This is a genomic window from Veillonella parvula (assembly GCF_945949885.1).
In the GTDB taxonomy this organism is placed as follows: Bacteria; Bacillota; Negativicutes; order Veillonellales; family Veillonellaceae; genus Veillonella; species Veillonella parvula_B.
Map to the genome: position 1 here is coordinate 16,792 of NZ_CAMFFZ010000027.1, position 13,793 is coordinate 30,584.

Genomic DNA, 13,793 nt, shown 5'->3' on the forward strand with positions numbered 1-13,793 from the left:
AGGGAGAATTAATATGAGAGTCGTATCAAATATAAGATTAGAGTCATGGATTGCCATTATGATTACGTTGATGGCGTGCTTTACAAGGCTATCTATGGCAGCTGGTCAAGTATTTTATGTTATTGCTATTTTGTTAAGTATTTTCTATATTTGGAAACATAGGCATGGTCTATATGTTCCGTCCTATGTTAAAAAATATAGTAAAACCTATGCTTTAATGTTGTTATTGCTATTGCCATCTGCAGTATTAACGAACAATATGGCTGTAGGATTACCAGAATTTATCAATATTTGGCTATGGCGTATACCTGTGTTTTTCATTATTGCCCTGTGTATTCGTGATAAGAAAACACTATTTACGATGCTTGCTGTTTTCTTTGTAGATTTTGGTATCGATAATTTAGTAGCCTTTTATCAACACGTTTCAGGAATGACCGATAGAGGCTGGGGATTTGGCAGTAGCGTGTTGACCATATCAGGCCTCATGGTTATGCTAGTACCTATTTTCTGCGTCATTTTATTAGATTCGGCCTTTCCTAGCTATGTGAAAGCATCCGCTTTATGGGCACTTGGCTGTGTTGGTTTTGGTATGTATGGTAATCAAAGTAGAGGATCTTGGCTCTTTAATATGATTATGGTGCCTATCGTATCCTTGCCATATTTGTTAAAACGTTTTATTTATGTAGTCGCCGTTCTCGCTGCATTAAGTGGCGTCGTATGGGGATTTAGCACACAACCACAATATGTGGCTAGATTTGAATCCATTACGAATACAACTACAGATGGCTCTAATTTAGGTCGTTTTGAAGTATGGACATCGTCCATAAATATGTTTAAAGATCATCCCATTACAGGTGTTGGGATAGGTCAATGGCGAACCATATATGAAAAATCTTATCGTCTACCAACGGAAAATCAGCATTTATATCATGCTCATAATAACTTTATTCAACTTCTTGGTGAGGTAGGTCTGTTAGGTCTACTAGGGGTTCTCATCTTTTATGGATCTATTATCGTTGATAATTTTGTGGTTTGGGTTAAGAAGCGAGATCCTTATAGTCTTTGTTCTATGATTGCTGTTATCTGTTATGTATTTGTATTTGGCCAAGTGGAGTATACTTTAGATAATTCATCAGGAATGCGCATCATGTATTTTATGTTAGCTATGATGCTTCAATTGCGGGATAATTAGGGATAACTTAATTATTGGGAAGTAACTATATATTATTCTAGTGTAGATGTTTACGGATAATTTAATACACTTAAAAATCAAATTACTACATAAAAGATAGGTGAAATCTATGTTTTTTATAGTTTTACATATTTAAATATGATACAATATATGTAAATATTGGTACATTGTATTCGTATGATAGAGAGGTTGTTTTCTTGAAAATATATTGAGAAAACAATCTTTTTTTATAATTTGGGGTATTAGTATGAATAGTTCTATCTGTAATAACAATAATAAAAAGTTATTTATTAGTAAGCTCATAGTGCTTATAGCAGATTATATTGCTATTGTTTTGGGGACATTAGCAGCCTATTATTTGCGTTTAAACTTATCAATTTTACCGGTAAGTTCAAATTTTAAGGTAGAAGAAATTTACGTATATGGTGTTGTGCCTATCGTATTTTTAACTATCTTGCTGCTTAATAATGCCTATTCTGTGGTAACACCTTATTGGGATACGATGAAAAATTTATTTCGTAGCATTACCATAGGGGTTGTCGTATCGATTGTCCTCATGTATACGGGCCATGTAATTAATGATGTGTCTCGTTTATTTGTTGCTTTTGCTTATATATGTATGCTCGTATTTATCTTTAGCGAGCGTTTTATTGTAGGAAAAATACTTTCAAAAACAGGATATCTAACAATTCCAATCCTTCTTGTTGGAGCGGGGAAGACTGCAGAACTTGTAAAGAGGTCTTTAGATCGCATGCCGATTACTACCTATAAGATTATTGGTTATGTAGATGATAATCCTAAATCATCATCCATCGCTAAAGAATACCCATGCCTTGGCGCCTTTAAAGATGTAGAAAGCGTTATTAAAGATACAGGAGTTCAAACTGTACTTATTTGTGCTCCCGGACTTGAGTCTAAAAGATTAGTATCCTTAATTAATCAATTACAATTATTGGTAAAACGAGTAGCATTTGTACCTGAATTATTTGGTTTACCTACTAGTAATATCAGTGCTCGTGGCATGATGGAGGAGCAAGCCGTCATATTGCGTGTACAAAATAACCTAGCGCGCAAGCCTAACCGTATTTTTAAACGTGTTTTTGATATTGTAGCTACCGTATGTGGCGGTATTTTGATTTTACCAATTCTCGCTATCATTGCTATATTGATTTACTTGGACTCTCCAGGACCTATCGTATTTGGACATAAACGTGTTGGTCAAGGTGGGAAATCATTTTCTTGTTATAAATTCCGATCCATGGTGCCAAATGCACAAGAGGCTTTGGAGCAATATCTAAAAGATAATCCAGCTGCTCGTGAAGAATGGGAACGAGATTTTAAATTAAAGGATGATCCTCGGGTTACAAGAATCGGAAAATTCCTTCGAAAAACAAGTCTTGATGAATTGCCACAGTTATGGAATGTTCTCGTTGGAGACATGAGCCTCGTAGGGCCAAGACCTATTGTTCGAGATGAAATTGTAAAATACGGCGATTATATTAATGACTTTTACCTTGTACCACCAGGAATTACTGGTGTTTGGCAGGTAAGTGGTCGTAGTGATACCACCTATGAAGAACGAGTTCTCATGGATTCTTGGTATGTGCATAATTGGTCTGTATGGATTGATATAGTGTACTTATTAAAAACAGTATTGGCTGTGGTGAAGTCTAAAGGTGCTTATTAATTAAGCTTTTACCATAACCATGTACCTCATAGGAAGTCATATGAATACATATCTTATTTATATTGCGCATGGCATCGGTGATTTTGTTATTGCCATGCCGCTCATTCAGAGTATTAAATCGCAAGATCCAACAGCTGTTATTGATATATTCACATGCAGCGAAAAGAGACGCATTAATTTGAATAAAACGATGGTGGAATTACAAGGGGATATTCGTCATTGTTACTACTATACCAAGAATGAACCATTTCATTCTTTAATGTTTTTGTTGAAAGTAGGTTATCATAATTATGATTATGGTATTGTGCTCGAGCATTTGAACTCTAAATACATGTCGTCATGGCCAAGCAAAATTATTAATTTTTGTTGTAAAACCACGATAGGTGCTCATAATCCCTATAATGGGGCTACTTATGATAAAGAGATTATTCGTCCTGAGAGTTACTATATATATAATTTGGAAAATGATATTCTTGAACAATTAGGCTTTGAACGAATAGTTATGCACCGTGAATCTTATTCTCTTGATAAGAATCCTGCATTAAAACCAATCGTAATTAACCATCCATCTATCGTATTTTGTATAGGCTCAGGTCATGTAGCGAATGAAAAATTACATAATCCTTATGCATTAAGTCTTAAGTCATGGCCGACTAAGAATTGGGTAGAACTTGGAAATAAACTAGTTCAACGGGGTTATGAGGTTATCTTTATTGGTGGCTCAATGGAACAAGGTATGATTGAACCTTATCACGATGAATTAGATTCACGTATTGTTAGTTTTATAGGAAAACATTCTATTAAAGAGAGTTTTCAAGTGGTACGAGAAGCAGATCTTGTTGTCGGTGTAGATACAGGCCTTATTCATGCAGCCGCTATACAAGGAACTGCTACGTTAACACTTTTTGGATGTACAGATCCCATTATTGTTAAGCCATTCGGTCCGTATAGTGAGATTATTCATCATACTGTAGAATGTTCACCGTGTTTAGGCTATGATCAATCCTATACATGTACTAATAATAAATGTATGCAAGGAATCTCAGTAGCGGCTGTATTAGATTCTATATTACATATTTTTGAGAGATAGAAAAATAGAGAGATAGGAAGAATTAATGGATTGTTATTTATTATTACTAGTATCGTATGTAATATTTGTAGTATTAGGCTATAAGAAATTTGAACTGCCTATCATATCCCCTACAATGATTACATTGGTATCTTTAACGATTGTTATTGCTTTGGGGTACTGGTATAGATATGAAATGGGAACAGACCTTTACTTCTATACCTTTATAGTAATAGCTCTTGGTGGAGGAGCTATTTTAGGCACTGGTTATGGTGTGCAGAGATGGGCTAAACTTAATTGGGGAGACCCAACATCTATTGAGTATAATTTTGATAGTAATCGCTACCCTTTAGTGGGAATAGTAAAACTTCCTGTACGATATAAATACATATCTATGTATATGATATTTTTTATTTTGTTTTCTTTATTCTGTGTATTCATTAATACGACTGGTGATAGTGATGCTAGTCGTATGACTCAATATAGAGATATTATTTTATATCCTCAATTACATCCTAATGATACACGATTTGTATTTATTAACTCTCAATTTTATAAGATTGCATGGGCCATAACATATGTATCGGCTTATATAGCTATATATAATGGCGTTATTTTAAATAAGTCTATTTTTAAAGGAACGGGTCTTCTTACAATAGTTATTTTTTTCTGTATTGGTAGTTCTATTGCTATGGGCGCACGCCAACCAGCTATCGAAATATTTATCTTCATGATTTTGACGTATTTATTTCTCCTGGTAAAAGAGCAATATTTTGATCAAATTAAGAGATTTTTATTTAAACTTATTCCTATTACTATAATTAGCCCATTTTTATATATTCTTTATGGTATATTAGTAGGTCGCCATGATGGTAATAATGTAACATTGCAACGGGTTACTGAATTATTAGCTGGTGGTATTTATGCGTTGAATATTCATATATGGGAGCCAGCACGCACTACTTATTTCGGACAATCTAGTTTTGCAGATGTATATGATAAATTGATTAATTTTGGCTTGTTACCAGAATCAGCACGAATGGCTTATCATGAATTTGATAAATTTGGCAACACATTATCTTTATTTGGGCGTTGGTATGAAGATTTTGGTATTTTTGGTGTTATTATTATGAGTATTATAGTGACTGCATTATTTTCATTAGCCTATGAATACTTACAACGTCGCTCTAATGACAATATTTGGACTCATGTTTGGACAGCTATTTTTCTTACTGAACTAGTATCGCTTGTATGGGCGGGCTATGATGATCGTATCCGTGCATTATTAGCATTTTCTCAATTTGTTATTGTTGGTTTAATAGGTTTATTTATTTACGTAGGTTATCAAGTAAAGATAAAGCAACCAAAGAGGTAGATTATGAATATTTCCATCAAAAAAAGAGATGTTTTATGGTCTTATGGAAGTATGGCTCTCACGATGGCAGTAAATCTCTTATTATTGCCACTTTATATCTATTTCTTTACACCTGATATGGTGGGATTATGGTATGTATTTATTAGTATAGGATCTATTGCCTTATTATTTGATTTTGGTTTTTCCATTACCTTTGCTCGTAATATAACGTATTGTTGGAGTGGTGCTCAAGAACTTAAAGCAAAGCATGTTGTTTTTTCTGAATCAAAAGAAGTTAACTTTTCCTTATTAAAAGCTGTTCTTAAAGCTTGTCAATCAATTTATGCTATCTTAGGTGGTAGTGCTTTAGTGTTAATGTACACTTTAGGAATGTATTATATAGGTAGCTTAGTTAGTCCAAGTTCTCGCTGGGAAGCTTATATCGCATGGGCAGCGTATGGGTTTGGAATTTTTTTGAATCTTTATTACAGCTACTATATCTCATTTCTTCGAGGTGTAGGTGCTATTACATTGGCTAATAAAAGTATTGTTTATGCTCGTTTATTGCAAATGATATTTACGATTATTTTACTTTTATTGAGTTTTGGTATTATTGGGGCGAGTATAGGCTACCTTATATATGGTCTTGGTTTTAAACTCTTTGGGCATAGATATTTTTATAAATATGAGCATATTGGTGAGAAATTGAGATCTGCTACAAATCTTGTTACTACATCTACAGCAGATATATTCCGAACTATTTGGTATAATGCGTGGCGAGATGGGATTGTATCTATATCTAATTATATATCAACTCAAGCAACTATTATTATTTCATCATTCTATTTAAGTTTGACACAAACTGGTATGTATTCTATTGCTATTCAACTGACTACTGCAGTAGCTGTTGTTGCTAGTACACTATATAATACATACCAACCAGCCTTTCAAAATGCATATATCACTAAGGATCAGCCTCGTTTAAGAGAATTATTTTCTTTTTCGGTGACATCATTTATTGTGATTTACTGGGTTGGTATATTTGGTTTATGGCTTGTTGGGCTGCCACTATTAAATATGATTAAGTCTAATTTTGTTATTTCTGATACAGTTCTTTGGGGCGCAAGTATTATGCAATTTGCTATTTACTATCGGAATTGTTATACATCTTATTTCTCTTGTACTAATCGTATTATCTATGTAAAAAGCTTCATTCTATCTTCTGCAATAGGCCTTGTGCTATCTCTTGTATTTATGAAATTTTTCGATCTTGGTATTTTGGGGTTACTTGGGGGGATAATTTTATCTCAATTGATGTATAACAGTTGGTACTGGCTCTACAAGGCGCATAAGGAAATGGAAATGAGTTGGATAGAATCAATTGTGAAAGGTATTGAAAGTGCTCTTAGTAAAGTTAAGAGGTAAATTATGAACACAGAACCAATACGGGTTTTACAAGTCATTGGTATCGTAGCTGGTGGCGGAGTAGAATCCGTTGTGATGAATTATTATAAACATATAGATCGCTCAAAGGTACAATTTGACTTTGTTGTACATGATGACAATATCGTAGATATTACAGATATAGTTGAGTCTATGGGTGGTAAAGTTTATAAAGTACCATCGTACTCTAAAAATATATTTGGTTTTATGCAAGGTGTTTATCATATAGTAAAGGAACATAAGTATAACATTGTTCATTGCCATATGACGACATTGGGCGTGTTTTCACTAGGACCTGCATGGCTAGCAGGTGCTAAGGTTCGTATTTTACATGGTCATAGTACAACTGTTAAAAGTGAAACAAAACGCAATATTATGAAACTTGTATTACGCCCGTTTTCCACATTTGTGGCTAATTATCATTTTGCTTGTGGTCGTCTTGTGGCGCGTTGGTTATATGGCGCTGAAACAGGAGTACATATTATTAATAATGCTGTAGACATTGAGCGTTTCCAATACAATGAAGGATACCGAGAAACTTTACGTGAAGAATTAAACTTAGAGGGTAAGTTTATCATTGGTCATGTGGGACGTTTTATGTATCAAAAAAATCATGAGTATTTAGTACGACTTTTTAGTTATGTATTAAAGCGAATACCTACAGCACATCTTGTTCTCGTAGGCGATGGCCCATTACGTGAAACGATTTTGAATCAAATTGAAACATTAGGTATAGCAGATTCCGTTACCTATTTAGGTTTGCGAAATGATGTATATAGATTATATAGCTTGTTTGATATATTTTATTTACCATCCTGGTATGAAGGATTGGCAGTAGTTGCGGTTGAATCACAGGCAACAAATTTACCATTGCTAATGAGTAAATTTGTTACTGATGAGGCGGTTATAGATGATTCTTTAGCAAAACGTATAGGTATTACCGATGATGATATGACTTCTTGGGCGACTGAGACTGAACAAATATATAATAAGATTAACAGTCAGCAGACTGAAGTATATGATCGTTCTAATATTAATGATAGTATCAATACTAAAGGCTATAACATTCGATTAGAGGCAAAGCGATTAGAGGAGCTCTATTGTGCATATAGTAAAAACTAGTTCTAATCAATTACATATCTTAGTGGAAATCATGCATGGATTAGGCGATACAGTATGTTCATTAGCTTTATTAAAAGGGGTACGTTATTTATTTCCTAATGCCAAGCTTACAGTATTGTGTAAGATGAATGCTGGTCGTGATATTATTGAATCATCGCATATCTTGGTAGACGAAATCATAGTTATTGATATTTATAAATCTATAATTAATACTTTAAAAACTATAGATTATTTACGTAAACAGAAATTTGATCTTGGTATTAGTGCAGCTATTACTCCTGTCAAAAAATCACAGCTTTTTATGAAATTATGTGGGGTAAAACAACATATAGGTTTTCAAGCTTCGGGCACTAATAAATTTGACTATGATATACATTTTGTAGAAGCTAATGTTAGGACTTTAGGTTTAGAGGTTAGTGATGAATTAAGACCACAGTTATATGTAGGTACTGATAGTGATAAATCTATATGTCATTATTTTGATGGTTTAGACCAATCAAGACCTATTATTGGTTTATGTATTGGTAATGCAGATCCATCCCTTACCAATCGTTGGTTACGAACGGGTCGTGTTTTTCCTAGGGCTTGGGGAATTACTCGAATGCATAATCTTCTAGAACTATTGGTGAAAGATGGAAATCAAATTGTACTAATTGGAGGACCTCAAGAGATACCCTTATTAGAAGAGCTAACCGAGTTTTTAAAGTTACCACATGTTATAAATTTAGTGGGAAAATGCAGTATTAAACAAAGCATAGCAGCTATTAAACGATGTACCTGTTCTATAGGTATTGATACGGGAATGCAACATATAGCGGGGGCCTTATCGGTACCGACTATATCAATATTTGGTCCCACAAACCCTGAAAATCATGGTGCATTTTCAACGTGTAGTTACTTTGTAGAACATGATATGGATTGCAAGTACTGTTATGGAACAGATAACTATATTCATTGCAAACATCGTCGTTGTTTAACAGAAATTACTCCACAACAAGTGATGGATACTGTGTATCAGGTATTAGATTATGAGAATAATAAGAGATTATAATCTGTGTAGGTTAATTATATAATTATTAGATTATATTAGTTATATGGGGAAATATATGAATAGGAATTTGGGGATTGAACTATTTCGTATAGTCTGTATGTTATTGATCATAGCATTTCATATGTCAGATCATGGTGTTATATCTATTAATAGTTCTATGCCTATTACAGGGAATTGGCTGACTCTTGCTTTTGCAAGGTTGGGTGGTGCTATAGGAAATTGCGCCTTTGTAATAATTGGTGGCTATCTGTTATGTATGAAAGAGTTTGATAGTCGTCGTGTTATTAAATTATGGCTACAAACACTTTTTTACTCTATTATATGTGGTCTTATAGCCTTTAAAATAGGAGTTGCCGATGTAAGTGTAAAAAGTATTATAATGATATTATTGCCAATTACCTATAATGAATATTGGTTTATTTCATCCTATTTAATTCTTATGCTATTGGTGCCTTTCTTAAATCCATTATTGAAGGGGATGTCACGTAACAAGCATCGAGCTTTTATAGTTCTAGGTTTATTTGTATTTAGTATTATACCAACCATAACACGAAATTCTTGGATGGATACTTATAACCATATATTGTTATTTATATTCTTATATACGCTTGGTTCATATATTAAAATTTACTCTATACAGGGTCATCTTAAGTATCTATTGTATGGTTTTATATTGATGATACTAGTAACGGGATCAATTTGGGGCATAGCTTATGTAAATCAGTCTTTTGGTAAAAGCATAGATATATTTGCTCTAGTATGGCCAACCTATAAATTTACTGAATTATTGACAGCGTTATTTTTCTTTTTAGGTTTTAAGGATATACGACCATTTTGTGGAAAGATAATTACCTTTTTCTCTACATCTGTATTTAGTGTATATCTTCTCCATATAGGGCGTTTGCAAAATTGGATATTCCTTAGCCTACTAGATGACTCTTATGTTTATACTCAATGGTTTTTCCCTTTATGGTTAATAGCGATAGTATTACTTGTTTTTATAACCTGTGTACTTATTGATAAGATACGTATTTACCTTGTAGAACGGCCAATGGATCCATTAGTAAAATCGCTGGCGGGACGGTTAAACACGTGGCTTAAAAGTAAAGAGATTATATAGGATTTATTGTTTAGGGAATTAATATGCTTTTTAGCATTAATATTAGTTCATTATATAAATAGGAGGCATTACTTATGGATATTATTACACAAAGATTTGATGATCATTTAGATACTCATACGAAGATGCGTAATTATATTGAAGAGATTCGAGTAGTTGCGGATATATGTAAGAATGCTCTTGATAAAGGACATAAAATTCTTTTCTGTGGTAATGGGGGATCAGCTGCTGATGCTCAACATTTGGCAGCTGAATTGGTAGGACGTTTTGTAAAAGAACGAGAGTCTTTACCTGCTATTGCTCTTACAACAGATACTTCTATTTTGACAGCGGTAGCAAATGACTATTCTTATGATGATGTCTTTTCTCGTCAAGTAGCTGGTTTGGGACAGGCTGGAGATGTATTAATAGGCATTTCTACATCAGGAAATTCTAAGAACGTGGTTAAGGCCACAGAACTAGCAAGACAGAAAGGTCTAAAAACAGTTGCATTTACTGGTAAAGGTGGCGGTAAACTTGGTGCTCTTTGTGATGCCGTGATAGCTGTTCCGTCTAAGACTACGGCCCGAATTCAAGAAATGCATATAATGGTAGGGCATATTATCTGTGAAATTGTTGAGGAAGATTATGATTAAGAAAACTATTAATAAGTTCTTACATGATAGTCTGCCTAATCTTCGTATAGCTGTCATTGGCGATCTAATGGTAGATCGTTATGTTTTTGGTGACGTAAGTCGTATATCTCCAGAAGCTCCAGTCCCTGTGAATCGAGTAAAACAGATGAAAGAAGTCCTTGGTGGGGCCGCAAATGTTGCTGCGAATCTTGCCAATTTGGATGTCCATGTATATGTCGGTGGAGTAGCGGGACAAGATACCCATGGAAACCTTTTACAAGACTTATTAGATTCTAATGGTATTGATAAAAGTGGTGTAGTGATTTCTAACGAAAGATCTACCATAACTAAGATGCGAATTTTAGGTGCTCGTCAACAAATGATGCGGCTAGACTTTGAGACAGTTCGAGATGTTGACACGCAAGAAGAGGAGGCACTCATTCGTTGGCTGACTATTCTCTGCCAAAAAGGATTAGATGGAATTGTTATCTCTGATTATGGAAAAGGGGTTTGTACAGACACTCTTTTAAGACAAATTTTCAACTTGGCTAATCAATATATGATACCGACTATTGTTGATCCTAAGGGAGCTCAGTGGAATAAGTATGATGGGGCTACCTTTATTACTCCTAATGTGAAGGAGTTATCTGAACGAGTTGGTTACTTTATTAGAAATGATGATGATAATATAGTGACTGCAGCTAAAGAGGCTCTAGATACTAATAATATTCAATATATTATTGCTACTAGATCTGAAAAGGGTATCTCTGTTATTGCTAGAGATGGCCGAATTTGGCATAATCCAGCTACTCAACAAGATGTTTTTGATGTATCTGGTGCTGGTGATACAGTTGTGGCTACGATGATTTGCTCTATCGCGGCTAATCTTTCTATGCGGACAGCTCTTCATGTAGCTAATGGAGCAGCTGGTATCGTAGTATCTAAAGTGGGTACTTATCCTATCCATCGACAAGAATTAATTGACTTGTGGATGTCTCTTCAAGAAGGAAAATCTATAGAAAAGTCACTCTATTCTTGGGAAGAAATGAAGACTTTAGTTCGACAATGGCAAGATCAAGGAGATACAGTTGTTTTTACTAATGGATGCTTTGATATTCTTCATAGAGGGCATATTACGTACTTGCAAGAAGCAGCTCAACTAGGTGATCGACTTATTATAGGCTTAAACTCTGATGCTTCCGTAAGGCGCCTTAAAGGGGAAACTCGTCCTTTAGTAGAGGGAGAAGATAGGGCTTATTTATTGAGTGCTTTGGGTTGTGTAGATGGTGTTGTACTTTTTGATGAAGATACTCCATTCCAATTATTAAAAACTATTCGACCTAACATACTTGTTAAGGGTGGAGACTATAAAGTAGACGAAGTAATTGGACGTGAATTTGTAGACTCAGTACAAATTCTATCTTTTAAAGACGGATACTCAACCACTAATGTGGTAAATAAAATTGCTAATTTAGTAAAAGACAATAAATTATGATAATTCCTAGTTAAATATGAGATGTTATGCATGTAAAAGATGTCTTAAATTGCAACATGAAATTGAACCGTATCCAAATCTACAATTAAGTTATTTAATTATTATATAGAAACCCTCATTTACTTAATTCGAGAAGATAAACCATTTTTTTGATTAAGATTATTTTCGGTGATATAATGGGGAAAAGGAGGTTGTGATATGTTAATTAATTTTGCAGTTGCTGGATTTGCATCAATTGATCAACTTCAAGAACTCACATTTTCTGCTTTTAAGGGACAAAAAATTATATCAACAAAATATGAGCAAAATTATATCTTATCTAGTGTAAATAGACCTACTAAATCTAGTGTTATTTTTGGTAATAATGCTGTGGGTAAAACTAATATTCTATATGCTTTATTAGGTTTACAACAAATAATTTCTACAGGGATGCCAATTAAAAATGAAAGAGTTTTTAATCGTTTATCTGATACTATTTTTTTTGAAATAATAGTTGAGTCTGATGAAGGTAATAGTTTCGAGTATAAAATTAAGGTCAATAAAAATGAACAAATAATATATGAAGAGCTTATTAAGAATCAAGATATTATTTTTAAATTTTCTGATAATAGATTATATAGTTTATCACTAGATGAGAAGATACAAGATATTTACTCTCGAGAATCCACTTCAACACTTTTATCGAAATTAAAAGATTTTATAACTGATATATATAATGAGTTTGTTACTACTGTTAATAATATTTCTGTAGTAACAGATATGTTTTTGAATTCTGATGTTAAATGGTTTAATATAACATTTTCTAATAAACGTAGAGAGTTAATTCAAAATAATAAAGAGTTAGCGATACAGATTTTGAGACAGGTTGATCCTACTATTAAAGATATCGAGTTTGAAGAGCGTATTTCTGATGATTCAGATACGATTAATTATGATGTCAAGATTGTACGACTAGATGATAACCAGCAGCCTGTAAGATTTCTTTTAGCATTTGAGTCCAAGGGAATTAAGAGAATCGTTTTCTTATTAATTAATTTGTTAGAGGTACATCTAGGTAAGACAATTTTAGTAGATGAACTTGACGCTTCTATTAGCACAAAATCCCTTATCTTACTATTTAATGAAATTATTAATTCCTCTAAGAATAGAAAAGGTCAATTAATTGTAACATCTCATAATTTAGAGTTATTTGATTTATCTTTATTTGCACCACAACAAATATATATTGTTTCAAAAGATCATTCATTATCTACGGTTGTTAATTCTTTAGCAGATTTTCAATTGAGAACTAATAAAAAGCGTTTAGCACTGGAATTTTTACAAGGTTCATTTGAGGTAATTTAATATGGCTAGCTCTAAAAAGGTTGTAAGAAAACGATTGGCTAAAAATATTAAGACGAGTTTAAAAATATTAATCGTTTGTGAAGGTCCAACTGAAAGTACATATATAGAGGATTTATTAGGTCATATCCCTAATATTGAGATTGTTTCAATTGATGGTGCTGGATATGGCAAATTTAAAAATTACATTGAAAGCAATGAAAAATTATATAAGGTATTTTTGGTTGTTGCAGATTTAGATAAAGCACAGCCAGATCCGCAAACAAGAAAAACTTCCAATGGGTATCATTTGTTAAATGGTCTTA

The 13,793-nt window shown here is 33.3% G+C and carries 12 protein-coding genes; all 12 read left to right on the forward strand.

What is annotated here, in order from left to right:
- Nucleotides 1–13 precede the first annotated feature (13 nt).
- Nucleotides 14–1,192 carry an O-antigen ligase gene (locus tag Q7O55_RS07970; protein WP_303929626.1) on the forward strand — a complete coding sequence of 393 codons (1,179 nt, stop codon included), beginning with the start codon at nt 14–16 and terminating at the stop codon, nt 1,190–1,192.
- 247 nt (nt 1,193–1,439) lie between these two features.
- Complete coding sequence (wbaP, locus tag Q7O55_RS07975; protein WP_303929627.1) at nt 1,440–2,879, forward strand: undecaprenyl-phosphate galactose phosphotransferase WbaP; 1,440 nt, start codon at nt 1,440–1,442, stop codon at nt 2,877–2,879.
- 40 nt (nt 2,880–2,919) lie between these two features.
- Nucleotides 2,920–3,969 carry a glycosyltransferase family 9 protein gene (locus tag Q7O55_RS07980; protein ID WP_303929628.1) on the forward strand — a complete coding sequence of 350 codons (1,050 nt, stop codon included), beginning with the start codon at nt 2,920–2,922 and terminating at the stop codon, nt 3,967–3,969.
- A 115-nt stretch (nt 3,970–4,084) separates the two neighbouring features.
- Complete coding sequence (locus Q7O55_RS07985; RefSeq protein WP_303929629.1) at nt 4,085–5,323, forward strand: O-antigen polymerase; 1,239 nt, start codon at nt 4,085–4,087, stop codon at nt 5,321–5,323.
- Between the two features lie 3 nt (nt 5,324–5,326).
- Entirely contained in the window at nt 5,327–6,727 is a 1,401-nt protein-coding gene (gene wzx / locus Q7O55_RS07990; protein ID WP_303929630.1) for an O-unit flippase-like protein, read from the forward strand.
- A gap of 3 nt (nt 6,728–6,730) precedes the next feature.
- Nucleotides 6,731–7,867 (forward strand): glycosyltransferase family 1 protein, encoded by a 1,137-nt coding sequence (locus tag Q7O55_RS07995; protein WP_303929631.1) that lies wholly within the window; start codon nt 6,731–6,733, stop codon nt 7,865–7,867.
- Entirely contained in the window at nt 7,848–8,918 is a 1,071-nt protein-coding gene (locus tag Q7O55_RS08000; RefSeq protein ID WP_303929632.1) for a glycosyltransferase family 9 protein, read from the forward strand. Before Q7O55_RS07995 ends, Q7O55_RS08000 begins: the two co-directional genes overlap by 20 nt.
- A gap of 55 nt (nt 8,919–8,973) precedes the next feature.
- Nucleotides 8,974–10,038: an acyltransferase gene (locus Q7O55_RS08005; protein ID WP_303929633.1), complete on the forward strand. Its 1,065-nt coding sequence runs from the start codon at nt 8,974–8,976 to the stop codon at nt 10,036–10,038.
- 74 nt (nt 10,039–10,112) lie between these two features.
- A complete protein-coding gene (gene gmhA / locus Q7O55_RS08010; protein WP_303929634.1) occupies nt 10,113–10,673 on the forward strand; it encodes a D-sedoheptulose 7-phosphate isomerase in 561 nt (186 codons plus the stop codon).
- Nucleotides 10,666–12,147, forward strand: coding sequence for a D-glycero-beta-D-manno-heptose 1-phosphate adenylyltransferase (rfaE2, locus tag Q7O55_RS08015; RefSeq protein WP_303929635.1), 1,482 nt, complete (start codon nt 10,666–10,668; stop codon nt 12,145–12,147). The genes gmhA and rfaE2 overlap by 8 nt, the downstream gene beginning before the upstream one ends.
- 198 nt (nt 12,148–12,345) lie before the next feature.
- Nucleotides 12,346–13,491, forward strand: a complete 1,146-nt coding sequence (locus Q7O55_RS08020) for an ATP/GTP-binding protein (protein ID WP_303929636.1) — start codon at nt 12,346–12,348, stop codon at nt 13,489–13,491.
- 1 nt (nt 13,492) lies between these two features.
- Nucleotides 13,493–13,793, forward strand: a 301-nt coding sequence (locus Q7O55_RS08025; protein ID WP_303929637.1) for a hypothetical protein, incomplete at its 3' end; no start/stop codon positions are given.